Origin of the sequence: Kocuria nitroreducens, assembly GCF_042879195.1 — a bacterium.
GTDB lineage: Bacteria > Actinomycetota > Actinomycetes > Actinomycetales > Micrococcaceae > Kocuria > Kocuria nitroreducens.
This window is the reverse complement of the sequence record NZ_JBHZTC010000013.1, coordinates 1-20,108: the sequence shown is the minus strand read 5'-3', so window position 1 is coordinate 20,108 and position 20,108 is coordinate 1. Positions and strand designations below refer to the sequence as shown.

Genomic DNA, 20,108 nt, shown 5'->3' with positions numbered 1-20,108 from the left:
CGGCGGACCACAGGCAGGAGTCCCCGGACATGACCAGATCTGCACGCGTCAACTCCTCGGCGCAGCTGACCGAGACCGACCGGGTCCTCACCGCCCTGGGCCGGCGGCTGCGCACGGTCTCGGGCGGGGCTGCGGTCGCCGCCATCGCCCAAGCAGCCGTCTACCACGTGCCAGGCGCCCGGTGGGCCAGCGTGAGCATGGGCGGACAGGGGCGGTTCCGCACCCTGGTGGCCACCGCCCCCATGGCCGCCGAGGCCGACGAGCTCCAGCACTCCATCGGGCAGGGTCCCGTCGTGGACCCCACGCTGGAGGGCACCGTCCACCTGATCGGGGATCTGGCCCGGGACCGCCGCTGGCCCGAGTTCGCAGCCCAGGCCGTACAACGCCTGGGCGTGGCCGGCCTCCTGGCCTACCGTCTGCCCCTGCCCGAGGAGTCCGGCACCACCGTGGGGCTGACCCTCTACTCCGATGCCGCCGACGCCTTCGGCGCGCCGGAGCTGTGGACCGGGAGCGTGCTGGCCTCCCACGCCGTGGCGGCGGTCTCGGCCGATCAGCACCACCGGCGTGCCGAACGGCTCGTGGGCACGGCGTGCGAGGTCGGCACCGCCGTCGGGGTGCTGATGGCCCGCCACGGGATCCCCCGCGACGAAGCCCTGCACCTGCTCCGAGCAGCGGCCCAGGACAGTCACCGCAGCATGGCCGAGGCCGCCACAGAGATCGTCGACACCACCATCGGGCGGCTCCCAGCCGCACCCACCGGACCCCACCGAACTCACACCGGCCACCCGACGTCCGGCCCCGGATGCTGACGCGCCGGAGCCCAGGCTCCAGGGGTGCCGGCCGTGCCCCTGACTGGCCAGAACACCTCCGTGCCTCTAGTCTCGGGGGAGGTCCAGCAGCCGGCCGCAACGAGCCTCGTGGCCAGGAGCTGCCCTTTGCACCGTGAACCTCCCATGCCGCCCGGACGGCAGTGGTCGTCCCAGCGCCGAGGCCGGCGACGGATGCTCGCGCCGACAGCTCGAGGCCACCGGTCCCCGGCGACCGCAGCACGCCGGTCCGGGCCGGGGAGCACGGTGAGGCCCTTCCCGCGCCAGTGACGGTCTCGGAGGATCGCCCGGGGCGCAAGGCCGTACGCCCCGGTGCGAGGACACATCGGTCCTCTGTCCCCGAGCCCTGAGGCAGCGCTCCACCTCCACGGCCCCACCCGTGCCTCACTTCTGACCGACGAGAATTGGATCGATGATCTCCACACTGACGTTCACACCGGCCTGCGGGCCCGTCCACGGATGGGCCGACGGCGAGGTCATCCGGGCGACCGGGATCCCCTACGCCACGGCCGGCCGGTTCACCGCCCCCGTCCCGGCCACCGACTGGGAGGAGCCCTTCGCCGCCACCGCCCCGGCCCCGGCCTGTCCGCAGGTCCGCTCGGCCTTTCTCGAGGAGGTCCTGGGCGGGGCCATGGCGGCTCTGCCCCGGGACGAGCACTGCCAGCGACTGTCGGTGACCCTGCCCCGCGACGTGGCACCGGACGAGAGGCTGCCGGTGATGGTCTGGATCCACGGCGGCTCCTACACCACCGGGGCCGGGGACGCCCCGATCATGGACCCGGCCCGGCTGGTCGCCGAACAACGCGTGGTGGTCGTGACGGTCACCTACCGGCTGGGCCTGTTCGGCTACCTGGGCTCAGGCCACCACCGCCCGGCCAACCTGGGGCTACTCGACCAGCTCGAGGCCTTCCGCTGGGTGCGACGCAACATCGCCGCCTTCGGCGGGGACCCGGACCAGGTGACCGCCTTCGGGCAGTCCGCCGGGGCCGACGCCGTGGCCCACCTCATGGCCACCCCCGGCGCGGCGTCGCTGTTCCGCCGCGCCATTCTCCAGAGCCCCCCGCTGGGCATCTCTCGCGGCCGGGCGGCGATGAACGCGGCCATGAACCGTGCGGCCGACGTCGTCACCGCCGACACACCCGTGGCCGAGGTGGTGGCCCTCCAGGCCGAGGTCGCCGCCCACGCCACCTCCTTCGGGCTCATGGGAGCGATGGCCTTCGGCACCCAGTACGGCCACCACCCCCTGCCCGAGGAGGACGAGATCGAGGCGGCCTGGGACCGTGCGGCCCCGCACATCGACGTCCTCATCGGTCACACCACCGAAGAAGCACGACTGCACATCCCCACCGCCACCACCTTGCAACGGTGGATCCGGCTGCCGGTGGTCGGCCCGCTGGTCCGCCGCGCCGTCGTGGGCCACGTGACCGCAGCGGTCTACTCCCGGGCCATCCGGCGCTTCGCGAGGCGTCACGTGCGCGCCGGTGGCACCGCCCACACCTACCAGATCTCCTGGGCCGCTCCGGGCAACGAGTACGGAGCCGCCCACGCCATCGATCTGCCCCTGCTGTTCGGGGGCGAGCACACCTGGTCCGGCACCGGACTCGTCGCCGGCGCCGACTGGGAGGAGGTCGACGCCCACGGCCGCCAGCTCCGTCGGCTGTGGGCCGCCTTCGCCCGCGGGACCGCACTGGACGAGAAGGGCCGCATCCCCGGGGCGCTGCGCTATCGGCGCGCTCAGGACCTGCCCTGGGCAGCGGTGACCGGGTGGACCGGTCCTGCGGACACCCCGATGTCGCGACCGGTCCCGCCCCCCGGGCATCCACCTCGGGCAGGACGGTCCGAGCACCGGCAGGGGCTGCCCGTCGCCGTACTGGAAGCATGAGATGTCGAGCCGGCGGTGGCCGCACGCTGTTCCTCGCCACCGCGGCACAGACCCGCGGCACGATCCCCGGTGGTGTGGCGGCCGCTGGAACCCCCAGCGTGGCAGGCTTTCACCTCACCGCATCATGCCTGAGCTCCCCGGGCAAGGTCGTACACGGCGCGTGTCCGCGTCACCATGTCTTCGACGGTGAAGTGGCGCAGATATCTTCTGTGGCCGGCTGCTCCGTACAGCGCCCGCCTCTCACCGTCCGCCAGCAGCTCCGCGAGCGCTGCTGCCAGCATCTCGGCGTCCCCTGCCGGCACGAGAAGCCCTGTCTCACCATGGGCCACGACCTCCGTGGAGCCGGTCACCTGTGTTGCCACCACCGGCAGGCCGGCCTCCATCGCCTCGATCAGGGCCAGCGGCATGCCCTCGGCCCATGACGGCAGCGCGAACACGTCGGCGGCGTCCAGAAGCATCCGGGCCTCCTCCTGGTGGCCCGGAAGGTGGACCGAGCCGGCGAGGCCGCGCTCGGCGGCCAGGTCCTCCAGGTCCCGGCGCAGCTCTCCCTCGCCCAGGATCACGACCTGCACCGTCGGGTGCACAGGCTTGAGCAGTGCGGCTGCTTCGATCAGATCCCGCTGCCCTTTCAGCCGCATCAGTCGGCCGGTCGACATCACGACGGGATCGTCCCGGTGCAGGTGCAGCGCTGCTCTGGCCGCGGCCCGCCCCGGCGGGCGGCTTCGGGGCCTGACGCCGTTGGGCACCGTGGTGAAGTGCTCCTCGCTGACACCTCGCCCGGTGTAGGTCTCGCGGAGCCCGTCGGACACTGCGATCCTCCAGTGGGCGAAGGAGGTGCGCTCGACCAGCTTGTCGGCCTTGGCCCGCTTGGTGAGCAGGAACGGCATGTGGTGGGTGATGACGACCGCCGGTACTCCGGCGGCCCTCGCCAGTCGCAGCCCGTCGGGATCCTCCCAGCCCCATCCGGCGTGGCAGTGGAAGACGTCCATCGGATGAGCGGACAGGAACTCACGGATCACCTGCGGGTAGGTGCTCTCATGCGGGCCGGGCAGTGGCACCGTCCGCGCCCCGCGTGCGGAGGCTTCTTCGAAGAGCCAGCGTGCGCCGGGATCCGTGCGGCACATCACCCAGACGTCCATCCGGTCCTTGAGGCCCTCCACCAGGTCCAGCATGTGCCACCCCATTCCGGAAGGGCTCGCGGACCGAGTGTACAAGCAGACGGACCGGCGGGGTTCCCGGACGCCCTCCCCGGCCGAAGAGGCGCTCGGCCGCGGAAGCGGTCCCGTCGTCGCAGCGTCCATCACGTGACCCACGTTACAGGCGGTGGTGGCGCCGGACCCGGTGGCGGACGTCGTCACCCCGTCGCCGGATCGTGCTGTGGGTGGGGCCGCCCCTGTGGCACGGATGCCGCTCACCCGGTGCACGGAGGAGGTCCGTGTCGCGACGGGGCCGGCGGGGAGGCCGCCGCATGCCGGAACTGACCTCTGCTTCAGAGACGGTGCACGCGCAGGAACTCCTGGACCGTCCGGGCATACTCGGCCGGCTGTTCCAGATTGGGGTAGTGCGCCGCTCGGGGGATCTCCAGATGTGCGCCGGCGGGAGCGAGTTCAGCGAGCCGACGGCCGTTCTCCAGGTGATCCGGTGCGTCCAGTGCCCCACTGAGCGCGAGCACCGGCACGCCGATCCCCGGCACCCGCCCCCAGGTGCCGGGGACCGGGGACGGCGGCGTCGGCGGTACGGGCGCTCCGCCCGGGTCGCACCGGAGGTGGCCGAGGAGGGTCTCGCGCGCCATCTGCTCCACCAGCGCATCGACGGTGGGGTCGAGATCGGCGCGGGTGCGGTACGGCCCGTGCGTGAACCGCATGAAGACGTCGACCCAGGCATCCACATCGCCCGCCGCCACGGCGTCCTTCCACTCACGGAACGCCGCCAGCGTCCACGGATCGGTGAAGACCGGCTCGCTGGTTCCCGTGCCGGTGACGACGAGGGCTGCGCAACGATCCGGGTGTTCCAGCGCGACGTCGACGGCAGTGCCACCCCCCATCGAGACCCCGGCCAGGACGGCGCGGTCGATCTCCAGCGCATCCATCACGGCCACGACGTCGTCGGCGAGCCGATACGGGCTGTCGGCGTCGGAGGAGCCGCCGTGTCCTCGGGCGTCCGGGGCGATGACGCGCCGTTCGGGGAACGCATCCAGCTGGGGGGTCCACATCCGTCGGTCGACCGCGCCACCGTGCAGCAGGATCAATGCGGTGTGTGGTGCGGACACTGATGCGGCGACGTCGAAGAAGCTCACGGTGTGGTCGGCGAGCTGCCGACTTCGCGACGGACCGAACATGACACCCAAGGTGTCACACTGCATCCGGAGTGACAACCCGGGTGTCATAATTGTCGACGTGTCCGACTCGCTCAGCCCTGATGCCCTCGCGGCCCGCCTCGCCGAGATATACCTCGTCGTCGGGCCGCTCTACCGCAAGGCCTCCCGGGTCGTGGAACGCGAGCAACCGGTCATGGGCATGTCGGTGGGGGTGCGGGCAGTGCTGGAACAGCTGCAGCGCGACGGCGAAGTCACCGTCCCGACGATCGCGGCCTCCCAGGAGCTCAGCCGCCAGTTCGTCCAACGCATGGTGCACGAGGCGCGGGAGGCGGGCCTCGTCGAGCTGGTCGGCAACCCGCGTCACCGTCGGTCGTCCCTGGTCCGGCTCACACCCGAGGGCCACAGTGCCATCGCGGCGGTGACCGACCGCGAGCACCGCATGATGGCCCGGGTGGCCGGTCATCTCACCGACGCCGACATCGACACCGCTCTCCGTGTTCTGCGGTCCATGCTCGCCGGTCTGGAGTGACGCGCATCGCGCAGCCACCCGTCCCGCGCGGATCCGTTGTCCTCGGCGACTGCGCGAACGGATGACGGCGGTGTTCGACCTTCCGACGCAAGCCCTGTCCGGCAGGGCAGGGCGGGCCGGACCGGGCGGGCCGGGAGCGCGCAGACCTGGCCGCCGCCCCTCCAGGAGCCGCGTTCAGGCGTGCAGTCACGGGCCGGCCAAGTGCTCCGTATGGGCGATGGCGGTGAACACGGCATCAGCGAGGTCGCGTTCGTGCCGCGCTCCTCCGGTGGCGCCCAGGCGCATGAGCCCGATCACGGCCCGGCGTGCCGCCGTCAGGAGCTCCGGGTCCGCGAGCAACCTCCCTGCCATCTCCCCCGCAGGCCCCTCGGCGTGCTGGGCGGGCACCGGGGCGCCTGCCACGTCCAGGTAGCACGACCGGGGGGAGTACATCCGGTCGACGACCGGCGCCGGGGCCAGCGCCAGACACACCATGGGCTCCTGCCCGTCCCCGTCCGGGTCCTCCACCACGGTGGCCACCGCCACTCCGTGGACCCGGAGCCGCACCAGCTGCTGCCGATCCCCCACCGGAACATCGGAGTCGGTGACCGTTCCCACCGCCCAGAAGCTGCCCTCGGTCGCCACTGGATCCGGCAGCGCCAACGCCACGTAGTGGGCCAAGAAGCCCACGAGGACCTCGAAACCTCCAGTGCCCGCCAGCCGGCGCAGCTGCGGGCTCGTCACCGTTCCCGGACAGATCGAGCAGAAGATCGAGGAGCGCCGGCCACCCAGGAAGGCACGCTGCGTCGCAGGGGCCAGCACCGCATCCAGCGGACTGGGAGTGGCGGGAAAACCGTCGAGGGTGAGGCTGAGAGGGTCATGCATGATCTGCTCCAAGGAAACGGCCTGGCAACGGGGGGCTGGCACAGGGCAACGCCGGGTCGTGAGGCAATCCTCCCCCATCGGGCTGTCGGAGCAGAAGACTTCGGCGGTCTCGAGTCCCTGCGAAACCCCTGTGCCCTGGCGGCGGCACAGCCGGCGCGACATGACCCGGACCATGGGACGGAACCATCCGGGCACACGACGTTCCGCAACCACAGCCCCCCACAGCCCATGGCCTTCGAGACCTCCCGCCGGCTCCTGGGACGCCGTGCACGACCCGGGCGGAGATCACCGCCGCGACGTGTCATGTCGGTTCGACACCGCGTGTCGTCCGACGAAGTCGTCCGACGAGACCGGCGGCATCGACGGTCGGTGATCCGGACGGGGGCGAACGGAGACGTGCGGTTCGGCGGAGTCGGGTCGTCCTCGAGCGCCTCCGGGCGCTCACCGGCGCCGGCGACGCGTGCGCGACTCAGCCTGCGAGGCACGCACGGCACCCCGCGATCCCGGTCCCTCTCACAGCTTGGCGAGCCGGTACCCGGCACCCCGGACGGTGACGATGCGCTCCGCGCCGAGCTTGTTGCGCAGGTAGCGGACGTAGACGTCCACCACGTTGGAGGAGCCGTCGAAGTCGTAGCCCCAGACCTTGTTCAGCAGCTGCTCGCGGGTGAGGACCTGGCCGGGGCTCTCGAGGAAGGCCCGGGCCATGGCGAACTCCCGGGTGGAGAGCTCGATCTGCCGGTCCTCGAGCACAGCGCACCGGGTCCCGACGTCGAGGGCGAGTCCGCCGTACCGCAGCGCGTCGGGGGTCTGCTCGGCCACCGCCCGGTCCCGGAGCCGGGCCAGCAGCTCCTGGAAGCGGAACGGCTTCGCGAGGTAGTCGTCGGCACCCTGCTCCAGCCCCGCGACGGTGTCCTCGACGGAGTCGCGGGCGGTGCACATGATCACGGGGATCGAGAAGCCCAGGGAGCGCAGCACCGAGAGCACCTGGAAGCCGTCCATGCCGGGCAGGCCCACGTCGAGGACGAGCAGGTCGAACTCACCGGTGCTCGCGTAGTCGAGGGCGCTCGTGCCGTCCTCGACCACCGTGGTCGTGTAGCCCGCGGCGCGCAGGCCCTTCTGGATGAAGCGCGCGATGCGCTCCTCGTCCTCGGCGATGAGAATGCTGGCCATGGGTCGCCTCTACTTCCTGGGGGATGCGGTGCTGACGGCGGGACCGGGCACGGGGACCGGCGACACGGCGGACCCGGTCGCGGCGGATCCGGATCCGGAGGAATCGGCCATCGGGACCGCGGCCGGTGGGACCTCTGGCAGGCGGAGGGTGAACGTGGCCCCGTGGCCGGGGCTCGAGCGCAGTCCCACGGTCCCGCCGTGGCCGTGGGCGATGGCCGCCACGATCGCGAGGCCGAGCCCGGAGCCCTCCACGGTGCGCCCGGTCTCGGCCCGGCCGAAGCGCTCGAAGATCCGCTGCTGGTCCTCCGGGGCCACGCCCACGCCGGTGTCCCGGACCCACACCTCGAGGCTGCGCGCGGGGGCGTCCTCGCCGGGCGCGGCGGGCCCGGTGGCCCAGCCCGCGCCCAGGGCCACGAGGTCCCCGGGAGCGGAGAACTTCACCGCGTTGGCGGCGAGCTGCACCACCGCCTGGGTGAGGCGCTGCGCATCGGCCACGAGCTGTCCCTCGGCCCGCGCCTCGAGCTCCCAGTGCCGGTCCCCCAGCGCGCGCAACCGGTCCATCGTGTCGTCGAGCCAGGCGGGGACGTCCACGGGGCCGGGGCGGATGAAGTCGGCGCGCGGGGCCTTGGCGAGCAGCAGCAGGTCCTCCACGAGACGGTTCATCCGCTCGATCTCGTCGAGGAGCATCGCCCGGGTCTCCGCGACGTCGGCGGGGTCGTGCTCGTCCATCAGCTCGAGGTTGCCGTGCAGGATCGTCAGAGGGGTGCGCAGCTCGTGGGCGGCGTCGTCGAGGAACTGGCGCTGCTGGACGAAGGCCGCCTCGATCCGGCTGAGCATGCCGTTGAAGTTCACGGCGAGCTGGCCCACGTCCGAGTCGTCCTGCGTCACGGGCACGCGCCGCCCCAGGTCCTCCGGGCTGATCTGTTCCGTGGCCCGGCGCAGGCGGGTGATCGGGGCGGTGACCCGGCCCACCAGGACGTAGGCCGCCAGCCCCGCCACGACCGTCGTGAGAGCGGCGATGCCGAGGTAGCGCCACAGGGAGTCCAGCACGATCTGGCGCTGGGCGCTCATGTCGAAGCCGACCACGAGGTAGCCCTGGCGCGGGTCCTGGTCCAGGACCACGGCGATGACGCCGAGGCGCAGCGCGCGGCCGTCCTGCTCGTGGTCGAAGACCACGGTCTGCCCGGGCCGGGCCCGCCCCGCGGCCGCGGCGAGGGTCGCGGGGTCGTCGAGCTGGAACCGGGACCGGTCGGCGTGCTCGAACGCCGGCTCGCCGCCGACGAGCGCGAGGATGCTCTCGTGCTCCCCGGGCACCGTGGTGGTCATGAAGGTGTAGAAGAGCTGCGGCAGGTCCGTGAACGGCTCCTCGGCCGTGGCGTCCAGGTCCTCCGAGAGGGAGGCGTCCGGACCCAGCGGACCGCGCTGCGCGAGCCGCTGCAGCTCTCCGGCCTCCTGGACGATGTCCTGGCGCACGGACTCGTCGAGGTCCACCAGGCGCAGGTAGTGGGTGATGCCGCCCACGGCGAGGAGGGCGACGGCCAGGAAGGCGATGGTCGTGGCGAGCACCCGGCTGCGCACGGACCGCAGCTCCGTCCGCACCCTCTCCCACCGCGCGCCCGCCATGCGGCCCAGCCTATCGACGGCACGTGAGAGGAAAATGAAGGAGGGGACGGGCCGCGCGGCCCGTTCCCTCCTTCTCAGCTCGCGGGTCCTGCCCCCGGGCTCAGTACTTCTTGTGGCGCGGCTTGCGGAACGGCTTGTCGCCGTCCCGGTCGCCCGCGGAGAACCCGGAGCGCTTGCCCTGGTAGCCGCCGCGCGAGTCGTCGCCCCGGGCACCGCCGCCGCGACGGGGGCGGTCCTGGTAGGAGGACGAGGTGCTGCGGGGCCGGGCCCGCCCGCCGGCGCCCGGGCCGCGGTCGGCCTCGAGCTGGATGAGCTCCCCGTTGATGCGCGTGCGGGAGAGCCGGTCCAGGGTCGAGGCGGGCAGGTTCTCGGGCAGGCCCACCAGGGTGTGGGTCGAACGGATGTCGATCGCCCCGATCTGCTCGCCGCTCAGTCCGCCCTCGTTGGTGAGCGCCCCCACCACGGAGCCCGGCGAGACGCGGTGCCGGTGACCGACGGACATCCGGTAGGTGGCCATGCCCTTCTCGGTGCGCGGCTCGCGGCGCGGCCGGTCGTCGCCGTCCCGTCCCGGGCGGTCCCGGTCGCGGGTGCGCTGCACGGGCTCGGGCAGCTCCTCCACGAAGAAGGGCCGGCCGTCCTGGGCCATCACGGCGATCGCGGCGGCGATCTCCACGCCGTCGACGTCGTGCTCGGACTGGTACTGCTCGACCAGCTCACGGAACTGGGCGAGGTCCTCGGACTCCATGGTGTCCGTGATCTGCTGGGCGAACTTGTCCTTGCGGGTCCGGTTCACGTCCTCCGTGGAGGGCATGCGCATGAGCTCCACCGGCTGGCGGGTGGCCTTCTCGATGGCCCGCAGCAGATACTTCTCCCGCGGGGTCATGAACAGGATCGCCTCGCCGGAGCGCCCGGCGCGGCCGGTGCGCCCGATCCGGTGCACGTAGGACTCAGTGTCGTGCGGGATGTCGTAGTTGACCACGAGCGAGATGCGCTCGACGTCGAGCCCACGGGCCGCGACGTCCGTGGCCACGAGGACGTCGATCTTGCCATCGCGCAGGGCCTCGACCGTGCGCTCGCGCAGGTTCTGCGGAATGTCGCCGTTGATCGCGGCGGCCGCGTAGCCGCGGGCCTTGAGCCGGTCGGCGACCTCCTCGGTGGCGGCCTTGGTGCGCACGAAGACGATGACGCCGTCGTAGTCCCCGACCTCGAGGATGCGGGTCATGGCCTCGATCTTGTGGGAGCCCATGACCTGCAGGTACCGCTGGCGGGTGTTGGTGCCCGTGGTGGTCTTGCCCTTGACGGCGATCTCCTGCGGGTCCCGCAGGTACTGCTTGGCGATCTTGCGGATCGCCGGCGGCATGGTCGCGGAGAACAGCGCGACCTGCTTCTCGACGGGCGTCTGCGAGAGGATCTGCTCGACGTCCTCGGCGAAGCCCATGCGCAGCATCTCGTCGGCCTCGTCGAGGACCACGTACTGCAGGTGGGACAGGTCCAGGGACCCCTTCTTGAGGTGGTCGATCACGCGGCCGGGCGTGCCGACGACGACCTGGGCGCCCCGGCGGAGCCCGGCCAGCTGCGGGCCGTAAGGGGAGCCGCCGTAGACCGGCAGGACGGTGAAGTCCTCGAGGTGGGTGGCGTAGGAGGAGAACGCCTCGCCGACCTGGAGGGCGAGCTCGCGGGTCGGGGCGAGCACCAGGACCTGGGTGTCGCGGGAGACGCCGTTGACGTCGGAGAGCTCGGCGAGCCGGGACAGCGCGGGCACGGCGAAGGCCGCGGTCTTGCCGGTTCCGGTCTGGGCCAGGCCCACCACGTCCTTGCCCTGCAGCAGCACCGGGATGGTGGCGGCCTGGATGGGCGTGGGATTCTCGTAGCCGACCTCGTCCAGGGTGGCGAGCACCCTGGAGTCGATGCCGAGCTCGGCGAAGGTGGTGGTGTGCTCCTCGGCGGTGCCGGAGGTGCTGGGGGTGTCGACGGTCATGGAGAAGTGCCTCGTTATCTGTGCGGGTGGCGGCCCGGGAGCATGCCCAGGGGCGTCGGCCACGGTCGTGGTGTCCGGACGTCCCTGCCAACCACTTGGAGCCCCGCACGGAGCGGGAGCGTCGGACACGGCGCGACACGGGCCGCGGCCGAACACGATGCGCGGACGGCATCGCGTTGCACGAGAAAGTGAGGGAGTGACCGGATTCGGTCTGTCCAGTCTAGCGCACCGGGCGGTGCGGTCATCCCCGTCGACGCACCACCACGAGGTGCTCCTCGTCACGCATCTCGATGTAGCCGGTGCCGTAGCGCTGGCGGGCCCAGTCGGCGACGTCCACCGGCGGGTCCCCGCCCCACGCGGCGCCGTGCCGGTCGATCACCACGTACTCGGGGGCGGGATCGCCCTCGGACCCCACCCAGTGCACCTGCGCGCGGGGCACGAGGTGGTGCAGGAGCGTCAGGTCCGTGGCCACGCTCGCCCCCTCGGGGACGGCCGCGACGACCGCGGCCTTGGCGTCCGCCCGGGGGTCGGGCCGGTAGGCGGCGGGGTCCACGAGGTCGGCCAGCGGTCGCCCCGGGACGAGCAGGAGGGCGACGACGAGCGCCAGTGCCGGGGCGGCGTGGGCCGGCCGGCTCAACCGTCCGCCGCGCAGCCGGAGCACGGCGTCGAGCAGCGCGACGAGGACGATGGGCATGAGGACGGCGCTGTAGTGCCAGCCCGTGCCCCAGTAGCCGTGGTTCGGCGAGAGCATCCGCCAGATCAGCGTGGGCAGCGCCACGAGCGCCAGCGGAGAGCGCACCACGACCACCGCGCCCACCGCCAGCACGGTGAGCCAGGTGAGCGCCTTCTGACCCGGCACCACCAGGGAGACCAGCGCCCCGACGGGGTCGGCCGCCGCCGCCGCGAGGTCCAGCCGGTCCGCGTACGCGAACCGGCCGTCCCGGCTGAGGGCGGGCAGCACCACGGTCACCGCGAGCAACGACCAGGCCGCGCCCCACGCGGAGAGCGCGAACCCCAGCACCACCGGGCGGCGCTCCCCGTCCGCCTCGCGATGCGCCCGCCAGGCGAGCACCAGGCCGAGCACCGCGACCGTGACGCCCGGGTCCTCCTTGACGAACACGATGGGCGCGGCCCACAGCGCGGCCGCCGTCCACCGCCGCTCCAGCAGGCAGCCGAGGGCGAGGACCAGCAGCGGCAGGGCGAAGGCCACCTCGTGGAACTGCACCGCGACCGCGGCCTGCAGCCCGAAGCTCAGCCCGTAGGCGAGCCCCAGGGCCGCGCCCGGGCCCGTGCCCAGCGCCCGCACGGCGAAGCCCGTCAGCGCCCCCGCCGAGATCGCCACGAGGACGTCCTGGACCACGAGCAGGGTGAGCGCGGAGGGGAACAGCGCGTAGACCGGTCCCAGCAGCACCAGGACCGGGTGGAAGTGGTCGCCCAGCAGGTTGGCGCCGTGGCCCTTGATGTGCACGATCGGGCCGTCCCCGGCGGCGTAGGACCTGGCGAGCTGGGTGAAGATGGCCAGGTCCCAGGACGGGACCTCCCAGCGGTGCCACTGGAGCAGGGACCACCATGAGTACAGGACGAGCACGAGGAGCCCCACGCCCAGCGGCACCAGCCGCGCCCGCCCGGTGAGCGGCACGGGATGGGCCGGCGGTGCGGCCCGACGGAGCGCGGTGGCGGGCATGGCCTCCTCGGGGCGGGGGCGCCGTCTGACAGGACTGCCATCATGGTCTCATGACCGTCACCGCTCCCCCGCCTGCCCGCCGGCGACCGGTGACCCCGGACGCCGAGCTCGTGTGGGACCCGGAGGGCGCGCTGCACCTGGGTCAGACGCTCGGCGTGCTGGGCCGCGGCAACGCCGATCCCCTGGTCCGGCTCGCGGCTCCCGACGCCGTGTGGGTCACGGCCGGGACAGCGGCGGGCCCGGTCACCGCCCTCTTCTCCCGCACCGGCGCCGGCCGTCCCCTGCAGCGGCCCGTGCGCGTGCGCGCGTGGGGCCCGGGCGCCGAGGAGTTCCTGCTGGAGGCCCCGCGCTGGGCGGGCGCGGAGGACGCGTGGGAACGGTTCGAGGTCTCGGACGCCTTCCGCGCGCTGCCCCACCGGCTGAGCGCGGCCCGGCACCACCACCCGGGGCTGCGGCTGCCCTCGACCGGCCGGGTGCTGGACCGCGCCGTGCTCTCGGTGCTCGAGCAGCGCGTCACCGTGCGCGAGGCCGTGGCCGCACACCGGCAGCTCGTGCGGCGCTACGGCGAGCCCGCTCCGGGCCCGGCCCCGGAGGGGATGCGGGTCCCCCCGACCGCCGAGGCGTGGTGCCGGGTGCCCGTCTGGGAGTGGCACCGGGCAGGGGTCGACGGCGCCCGGGCGGCCACCGTCCGGCGCGTGGCCGGACGGGCCGCCGCCCTGGAGCGCCTGGGCCGGGCACCGCTGGACGCCGAGCTGCACCGGGGTCTGCGCTCGATCCCCGGGCTCGGGCCCTGGACGGTCGCGGAGATCGTCCAGTGCACCCACGGCGACCCGGACTCGGTCAGCGTCTTCGACTTCCACCTCGCGGACACGGTGTGCTGGTTCTTCGACCGGCGTCCCGGCGACGACCGCAGGATGCTCGAGCTGCTGGAGCCGTGGCGGGGCAACCGGCAGCGGGTGGTGCGCCTGCTGCGCGCCTCCGGCTTCCGCAAGCCGTCCTTCGCCCCGCGGTTGCACCCGGAGGACCACCGGCGCCGGTGAAACCCCCGCGCGCCGCGACGTGCCGGTGCGTGCTGCTGCGTGCCGGTGAGGACATCCTGTCCTTGCTGGCACGGCCGCACCGGCGGGAGTTCAATGGAGCCATGACCCCCGAACACGTGATCCAGGAGCCGCACGGTGTGGGCTACACCGAGCGGATGAACAAGCTGCGGGCCGGGGTGCTGGGCGCCAACGACGGCATCGTCTCGGTCGCCGCGACGGTCGTCGGCGTGGCGGGCGCCACCGCCAGCTCGAGCGCGATCCTCACCGCGGGCGCCGCCGCGCTCGTCGGCGGCGCGCTGTCCATGGCCCTGGGCGAGTACGTCTCCGTCTCGAGCCAGTCGGACTCCCACCGGGCTCTGGTCGAGAAGGAGAAGCGCGAGCTCGCCGAGATGCCCGAGGCGGAGCTGCAGGAGCTCGCCGAGATCTACCGGGCCAAGGGGCTCACCGAGGGCACCGCACGGCTGGTGGCGGAGGAGCTGACCGAGCACGACGCCCTGGCCGCGCACCTCGACGCCGAGCTCAACATCGACGAGGAGGACATCGTCAGCCCCTGGAACGCGGCGGTCGCCTCCGCGCTGTCCTTCCTGCTCGGCGCCCTGCTGCCGCTCCTGGCCATCCTGCTGCCGCCGGAGGAGTGGCGGCTCCCCGTGACGTTCGTCGCCGTGCTCGCGGCCCTCGCCCTCACCGGCTGGCTCGGGGCCCGGCTCGGGGACACGCCGCAGACGGGTCGCGCGGCCCTGCGCGTCGTCGTCGGCGGCGCCCTGGCCCTCGTCGCGACCTTCGCCGTGGGCTCCCTGCTGGGCGTCACCGGCATCGTCTGACCCGCTCTCGGCAGGGGGTGACGCCGTCCGCTCCCCGGGCACGGGCGCCGCACCCGGGCACGCGGGACGCGACCGCGCCGGGCCCCGCCTCCGAAGAGGCGGGGCCCGGCGCGGTGGTGCGGGAACGGTTCCGCGGTCAGGCGTTGGGCGCGTCCTGGGACTGCTTGGCGACCTCGGCGCGGACCTCTTCCATGTCGAGGCCCTTGACGGCGTCGATGACCTGGTCGAGGGCGGAGGCGGGCAGGGCCCCCGGCTGGGAGAAGACGAGGATGCCCTCGCGGAAGGCCATGAGCGTGGGGATCGACGAGATCTGGGCCGACGCGGCGAGCATCTGCTGCTCCTCGGTGTCGACCTTCCCGAAGACGATGTCCCCGTGCTTCTCCGAGGCGGCCTCGTAGGTGGGGGCGAACTGCTTGCAGGGTCCGCACCACTCGGCCCACCAGTCGAGCAGGACGATGTCGTTCTCGGCAATGGTCTGGCCCAGGGTGTCCTGGGTGATGTCAACGGTAGCCATGCCCTCCAGCGTAGAGGCCCGACCGCCCGGGGGCACCGGATTTCACTGCCGGCTCAAGACCGGGCGGTGGGCGCGAACTGGACGGGGCGTCCGGGCCGGGCCGCCGGTCCGGGCTCCTGTACCGGGCTTGCGGTCCGGCGGCAGAGCCCGTGCACGCCGGGGTGCGCCATGAACTTCGAGATCGGCATCTTCTCCCTGGGCGACGTGGTCCCCGGCTCTGTCACGGACACCCGTCCCGACAGCCGTCAGCGCCTGCGGGACATCATCGAGCAGGCCGAGGCCGCGGAGCGCGCCGGGCTCACCGTGATGGGCGTCGGGGAGAACCACGGGACGGACGAGGTGGCCGCCGAGATCGTGGCCCAGCGGCGCGCTCGGCCACGAGCGTCTCCTGCTGCGGATGGACGCGGGCGGCGTCCCGCACCACCTGGCGCTCGAGTCGATCACGCTGCTCGGCGCCGAGGTGGTGCCGTGGGTGCGCGCGGCCCTGAGCTGACGTCGGGCACCGGCGCCCGGCGGTGGGGCGAGGGGCTTCGGCTCAGGCCGGCGCGGGGGATGCCGTGAGCACCACGTTCTTGCCCCAGAGGTCGTCGGTGTAGCAGCTGACGATGACCAGCCGGTCCGGGACGATGCGCCAGATGTCGCTGTCCTTCAGGGTGTTCTTGTCGTGGGTGACCACCGAGTCCACCACGTACTCCAGGGTCCCGGTCCCCGTCTCCAGCTCGATCTCGCTGCCCACCAGTCCCGGATTGCTCAGCCGGTTGAACGGGGCGTCCCGGTCCTCCCAGCTGTGGCCGGTGATGTAGGTGGTGTTCTCCGAGCCCTCGCCCGGCATGCCGTAGGGGGTGAGCCAGTAGCCGTCCAGGGTGTCGGGCGGCACCAGCAGCTCCGTGGCCAGCTCCTGCTCGCTCGGCGTCAGCGGCAGGACGGTCACGTCGAGCTGGGCGTCCTCCACGGCCAGCCGCAACGGCGCCGCCGCCGCCGGCCGGTCGGAGGAGGCCGCGGCGGACGGTGCGTCCGTGGTGGCCGCCGTGGTGGGGGGTGCCGCCGAGGCGGCCTCCATCGGAGAGGTGGCCGTCGCGGCCGGGGAGCCGGTGTCGGACTCCTCCGCGCCCCAGGGATCCGTCAGCAGCACGGTGGACAGGACCGCCGCGGCGCCGAGACCGCCGACGGCGGCCCAGCGCGTGCCCGTACGACGAGGGGGCGCGGTCTTCTGCTCGGGTGCGTCCATGCTGGGGTCCTCACGGGGTCGGCTCGGGAAATGGCTGCGCCCTGGTGCCGCGCGAGCGCGGCACCAGGGCGGTCAGCGGTTCGGGATCAGGCGCGCCCGCGGCGCATCCGGAAGGCCACGGCCCCGGACACGGCCGCACCGGCGGCCAGCAGGCCGGCCAGCACACCCGTGCTGAGCCCGCCCTCCTCGGCGGTCTGCATGTTGATGCCCTGGTTGACACCGGAGTCGGTGCCGGCGCCGGCCCAGTCGTCGGAGTCGCTCCAGTCGTCCGAGTCGCTCCAGTTACCGGAGTCGGTCCCGGTGCCCAGGACGTCGCAGTTGCCCTGGAAGAGCGCCACGAGATCGGCGCCGTCCTCCATGAAGACCTCGCCCTGCGCACGGGCCTCCACGGCGGCGGTCTGGAAGGCGGCCGCGGCGGCAGAGCTCGCCGCATAGGCCTCGTCCACGGCGGGATCGTCGGTGGAGGCGGCGTAGGACTCCTGCAGGCGCAGGATCTCGTTCCAGGCGGCCTGGGCACGGTCGATGGTGTCGTCGTTCACGATGGCGTCCTCGAGCACGGCCTGCTGCGTCTGGAGCTGGCTCAGGACCGCCTGGTCCGTGACGAGCGAGTTGAAGTGCGTGCCCGCGTCGTAGAGGTGGTCGGCGGCGGTGACCAGGTTGGTCACCGCGGTGCTGGCGGCGGGGGCCACACAGGTGTCGGCGTGGGCCGCGGGGGCACCCAGGAACAGGCCTCCGGCCAGGACGGCAGCAGACGAACCCGCGGCCACCCACTTCTTCACAGCAGTCATATCGGTCTGTCTCCTCAATCGTTCAGAACCCCGGGCCTGCCCCTGGGGTACCAGCGCGCGGCACAGTCCTTCCCAGCGTCCTCGGCGTGGTGCACCGGCAGGAGCGCTGCAGGGTCGGTCGTGCTGCTGGTCATCCGGAGTAGGGGGTCCCGACGTGCCGGCTCGGGGAGTGCTGGCACGCGGCCGGATGATGCTGTCGCCTCAAGCTACAAGTATATTCATGTTCTTAGCAATTGTTAAGGCCGGAACGGCGCGGCGGCATCTTCACAGTGTCCCCGCATCGGGGGATCCCGTCCCAGGATTCCGCGCGCGGGAGTGGCCCTCCCCCGCCGGACCGGCACCCGTGGCGGAAGCCTCCAGGCCGCGGTGCGAACGGGAGCGTCCACGCCACGGGGGACCGCTGGACCGCCTGTGACCGGGTGCGACGAAGGCCCCGGTCCTCGGACCGGGGCCTTCGTCGTGGAGCTCGTGGCAGATGAGGGATTCGAACCCCCGTAGGCTGTGCCAGCTGATTTACAGTCAGCCCCCTTTGGCCGCTCGGGTAATCTGCCGGGGTGCTGCCGCCGGCCCTTCCGGCCCGGTGGTGGCGGCCCCCGCGTGCGGGAGCAGTTCAACAGTACAGAACATCCGCCGCGATGCGAAATTGCCGGAGCGGCTCAGGCGGCGAGCCGCTCGCACACCTGCTGGAGGAACTTTTCCGCCTGCTCCGCGGTGATCTCGCCGTGGGTCACAGCCTCCGCGAGGTCCTGGGCGACGCCGATCAGCCGCTGCGCCACCTCGGGGTCGATCCGCTCGCTGGCCGGAGCTCCCGGGCCCGGGCGCGAGGGCGGCGCCGCCCCGCCGGCGGTCGCCGCCGCGGGGCTCAGGCCGATGCCCATCAACAGGACCGCCGCCAGGGCGGTGGCCGCCACGGCGCTGCCGCGCAGGGACCGCCCCGGACCGGGCATCACGTCGTCGTGACCCTGGGATGTGCTCATGCCGCCATCCTGGGAGACCGACCTGGACGGATCCTTGGGCGCAGGTCACGAAACGGTGACGGGGTCCTCCCGGTAGGCTGGGCCACGGTCCCACGGGCCGTCCGCCGCCCGCCCACCGTTCCAGCCCAGGAGGCAGCATGGCCAGCGATTCCTCGTTCGACGTCGTCAGCAAGGTCGACAAGCAGGAGGTGTCCAACGCCCTGAACCAGGCCCAGAAGGAGATCGCGCAGCGCTACGACTTCAAGGGCGTGGGCGCCGAGATCGACTTCTCCGGCGAGAAGATCCTCATGAAGGCGAACTCCGAGGAGCGCGTCAACGCCGTCCTCGACGTCTTCCAGTCGAAGCTGGTCAAGCGCGGCATCTCCCTGAAGTCCCTTGATGCCGGGGAGCCCTTCGCCTCCGGCAAGGAGTACCGGATCGAGGCCTCCGTGAAGGAGGGCATCGCCCAGGACCAGGCCAAGAAGATCACCAAGCTCATCCGCGACGAGGGCCCCAAGGGCGTGAAGGCCACCATCCAGGGCGATGAGCTGCGGGTGTCGTCGAAGTCCCGCGACGATCTCCAGGACGTCATCACCCTGCTGAAGAGCTCGGAGCTCGAGGTGGACCTGCAGTTCATCAACTACCGCTGACATGCCCCGTTTGCCCTGGTCAGCGGCGCGGGCTACCTCGTCGGTGCGGACAGGGTCCGCAGGAGCTCCAAATACCTGCCCCATCAGGCCGGCCGCGGCGCGACGAGTAGTGTCCTCCGCTGTCGGCCCCATGTGGCTGTAGGTGCCGAGTGTGATAGCCGCCGACAAGTGCCCCAGCGCCCTTTGCACCGTCACTACGTCCGCCCCCGCAGCGATCAGACCAGAGGCGTAGAAGTGCCGGAGGTTGTGGAGCACGAAGTCCACGCCCGCCGCTGTCGTCGCCTTCCGCCACCAGTACCCCACCGCGGCACGGTCCGGCGGGTTCCCGTTCGGGCCACGGAACGACCCCTCCTCGTCCCCGATGACATGGCGTTCAACCTGGGCCGCGAGCATGCGCACCAGCTCCTCGGGCAGGAACACGTCTCGTTCAGACCCGTACTCGGGCGCCAGGATTTCGACCTCCCCGGCCTTGGCCCGTTGCGCCTGCCGCCCGACGTGCAAGGTCCGCCGCAGGAAGTCCACGTCCCCGAGCTGCACCCCAGCGGCCTCGCCCAGCCGCAGCACGTCACCGGGATAACGAAAACGCCCCCCGCCTGGGAGAAGGCGGGGGGCGTTTCGCTGCGCCGGCGGCGCAGGGCTAGGCGCGTTCAGCCGGGGTGGCTCGGCGTCCCCCCAGAGGGTGCCCTGGCCTACGTCGAGCCCCCACTCGACTGGCCTAGCAATTGGAAAACTAGTTGGTGGGCCACCGGCCAATAGGGGCAACCTCGTCACATAGCGGACGATAGGGCCTGACTAGGCAGAACGTCCCGCCAACCCGACGTCCGGCGGGACGTTCACGTACTCAGGGTGGCGATCCGGTACCTGCCCCGAGGGACAGGGGCTTGACCATACCGGCGGCTGCGGCCTTGGCACCGTCACACCCCCGGGGTTGTAGGTGTTGCGCTGCTCCCACTCGACGTTTGCTGACTCGGGGATGCGCCAGGGCGAGTTTCGTGCGGGACCTTTGACGGCCCGCAGTCCGCCGTGGTTCGGGCCGATGCGGCACAATCCGCGGAGGGTTTCGGGGTTCATGCCGATCAAGGGAGCGACCTCGTGGACGTTGAAGTACATATGGGGGGGGTGACCATGCGGTCATGCTGGTGTTTTCGGGCTGGTCATGGGTAGCGGGTCAAGTCCATTTGCGTGGTGTAACGCAGTCCCCGCGTGATTCTTGGGGTGGTCAGGCGCTGAGGGCCAG

At 72.4% G+C, this 20,108-nt stretch carries 17 protein-coding genes, 1 tRNA gene and 1 pseudogene; 6 read left to right on the top strand and 13 right to left on the bottom strand.

Annotation, left to right across the window (positions count from 1 at the left end):
* Window positions 1–29 precede the first annotated feature (29 nt).
* A complete protein-coding gene (locus ACFYE1_RS10325; protein WP_387742469.1) occupies window positions 30–809 on the top strand; it encodes an ANTAR domain-containing protein in 780 nt (259 codons plus the stop codon).
* A gap of 430 nt (window positions 810–1,239) precedes the next feature.
* Entirely contained in the window at window positions 1,240–2,709 is a 1,470-nt protein-coding gene (locus ACFYE1_RS10320; protein WP_387742467.1) for a carboxylesterase family protein, read from the top strand.
* A gap of 122 nt (window positions 2,710–2,831) precedes the next feature.
* Here the strand turns inward: ACFYE1_RS10320 and ACFYE1_RS10315 are convergent, their stop codons facing one another.
* Both ACFYE1_RS10315 and ACFYE1_RS10310 read right to left on the bottom strand, forming a co-directional pair.
* A complete protein-coding gene (locus ACFYE1_RS10315; protein WP_387742465.1) occupies window positions 2,832–3,893 on the bottom strand; it encodes a glycosyltransferase family 4 protein in 1,062 nt (353 codons plus the stop codon).
* 305 nt (window positions 3,894–4,198) lie between these two features.
* Entirely contained in the window at window positions 4,199–5,005 is an 807-nt protein-coding gene (locus tag ACFYE1_RS10310; RefSeq protein WP_387742463.1) for an alpha/beta fold hydrolase, read from the bottom strand.
* A 100-nt stretch (window positions 5,006–5,105) separates the two neighbouring features.
* On the opposite strand from ACFYE1_RS10310, the gene ACFYE1_RS10305 reads away from it, so the two are divergent.
* Window positions 5,106–5,555: a MarR family winged helix-turn-helix transcriptional regulator gene (locus ACFYE1_RS10305; RefSeq protein ID WP_387742461.1), complete on the top strand. Its 450-nt coding sequence runs from the start codon at window positions 5,106–5,108 to the stop codon at window positions 5,553–5,555.
* Window positions 5,556–5,741: 186 nt separating this feature from the next.
* On the opposite strand, the gene ACFYE1_RS10300 is transcribed toward ACFYE1_RS10305, so the two are convergent.
* From ACFYE1_RS10300 to ACFYE1_RS10280, 5 genes are all read right to left on the bottom strand, one after another.
* Window positions 5,742–6,419 (bottom strand): hypothetical protein, encoded by a 678-nt coding sequence (locus ACFYE1_RS10300; protein ID WP_387742459.1) that lies wholly within the window; start codon window positions 6,417–6,419, stop codon window positions 5,742–5,744.
* Window positions 6,420–6,932: 513 nt separating this feature from the next.
* Window positions 6,933–7,589, bottom strand: a complete 657-nt coding sequence (locus ACFYE1_RS10295) for a response regulator transcription factor (protein ID WP_387742457.1) — start codon at window positions 7,587–7,589, stop codon at window positions 6,933–6,935.
* 9 nt (window positions 7,590–7,598) lie between these two features.
* The gene (locus tag ACFYE1_RS10290) at window positions 7,599–9,188 is read right to left on the bottom strand and encodes a sensor histidine kinase (protein WP_387742456.1); all 1,590 of its coding nucleotides are present in this window, start codon (window positions 9,186–9,188) and stop codon (window positions 7,599–7,601) included.
* A gap of 124 nt (window positions 9,189–9,312) precedes the next feature.
* On the bottom strand, window positions 9,313–11,190 hold the full coding sequence (locus tag ACFYE1_RS10285) for a DEAD/DEAH box helicase (protein ID WP_387742454.1): 1,878 nt from the start codon (window positions 11,188–11,190) through the stop codon (window positions 9,313–9,315).
* A 241-nt stretch (window positions 11,191–11,431) separates the two neighbouring features.
* On the bottom strand, window positions 11,432–12,874 hold the full coding sequence (locus ACFYE1_RS10280) for a DUF2079 domain-containing protein (RefSeq protein ID WP_387742452.1): 1,443 nt from the start codon (window positions 12,872–12,874) through the stop codon (window positions 11,432–11,434).
* Between the two features lie 50 nt (window positions 12,875–12,924).
* On the opposite strand from ACFYE1_RS10280, the gene ACFYE1_RS10275 reads away from it, so the two are divergent.
* Complete coding sequence (locus tag ACFYE1_RS10275; RefSeq protein WP_387742450.1) at window positions 12,925–13,914, top strand: DNA-3-methyladenine glycosylase family protein; 990 nt, start codon at window positions 12,925–12,927, stop codon at window positions 13,912–13,914.
* Window positions 13,915–14,015: 101 nt separating this feature from the next.
* Window positions 14,016–14,735, top strand: coding sequence for a VIT1/CCC1 transporter family protein (locus ACFYE1_RS10270; RefSeq protein WP_387742448.1), 720 nt, complete (start codon window positions 14,016–14,018; stop codon window positions 14,733–14,735).
* A 136-nt stretch (window positions 14,736–14,871) separates the two neighbouring features.
* Here the strand turns inward: ACFYE1_RS10270 and ACFYE1_RS10265 are convergent, their stop codons facing one another.
* The 5 genes from ACFYE1_RS10265 to ACFYE1_RS10245 all read right to left on the bottom strand — a co-directional run bounded on the left by ACFYE1_RS10265 (window position 14,872) and on the right by ACFYE1_RS10245 (window position 18,242).
* Complete coding sequence (locus tag ACFYE1_RS10265; RefSeq protein WP_387742446.1) at window positions 14,872–15,249, bottom strand: thioredoxin family protein; 378 nt, start codon at window positions 15,247–15,249, stop codon at window positions 14,872–14,874.
* 535 nt (window positions 15,250–15,784) lie between these two features.
* Window positions 15,785–16,477 carry a class F sortase gene (locus ACFYE1_RS10260; RefSeq protein WP_387742444.1) on the bottom strand — a complete coding sequence of 231 codons (693 nt, stop codon included), beginning with the start codon at window positions 16,475–16,477 and terminating at the stop codon, window positions 15,785–15,787.
* Between the two features lie 86 nt (window positions 16,478–16,563).
* Entirely contained in the window at window positions 16,564–17,265 is a 702-nt protein-coding gene (locus ACFYE1_RS10255) for a hypothetical protein (RefSeq protein ID WP_387742442.1), read from the bottom strand.
* 469 nt (window positions 17,266–17,734) lie between these two features.
* A tRNA-Tyr gene (locus ACFYE1_RS10250) sits at window positions 17,735–17,816 on the bottom strand.
* A 105-nt stretch (window positions 17,817–17,921) separates the two neighbouring features.
* A complete protein-coding gene (locus tag ACFYE1_RS10245; protein ID WP_387742440.1) occupies window positions 17,922–18,242 on the bottom strand; it encodes a hypothetical protein in 321 nt (106 codons plus the stop codon).
* Between the two features lie 137 nt (window positions 18,243–18,379).
* Between ACFYE1_RS10245 and ACFYE1_RS10240 the strand changes: the two genes are divergently transcribed.
* Window positions 18,380–18,871: a YajQ family cyclic di-GMP-binding protein gene (locus ACFYE1_RS10240; protein ID WP_387742438.1), complete on the top strand. Its 492-nt coding sequence runs from the start codon at window positions 18,380–18,382 to the stop codon at window positions 18,869–18,871.
* Between the two features lie 141 nt (window positions 18,872–19,012).
* Here ACFYE1_RS10240 and ACFYE1_RS10235 read toward each other — a convergent pair.
* A pseudogene (locus ACFYE1_RS10235) lies at window positions 19,013–19,435 on the bottom strand (tyrosine-type recombinase/integrase); the annotation flags it as partial.
* Window positions 19,436–20,108 lie beyond the last annotated feature (673 nt).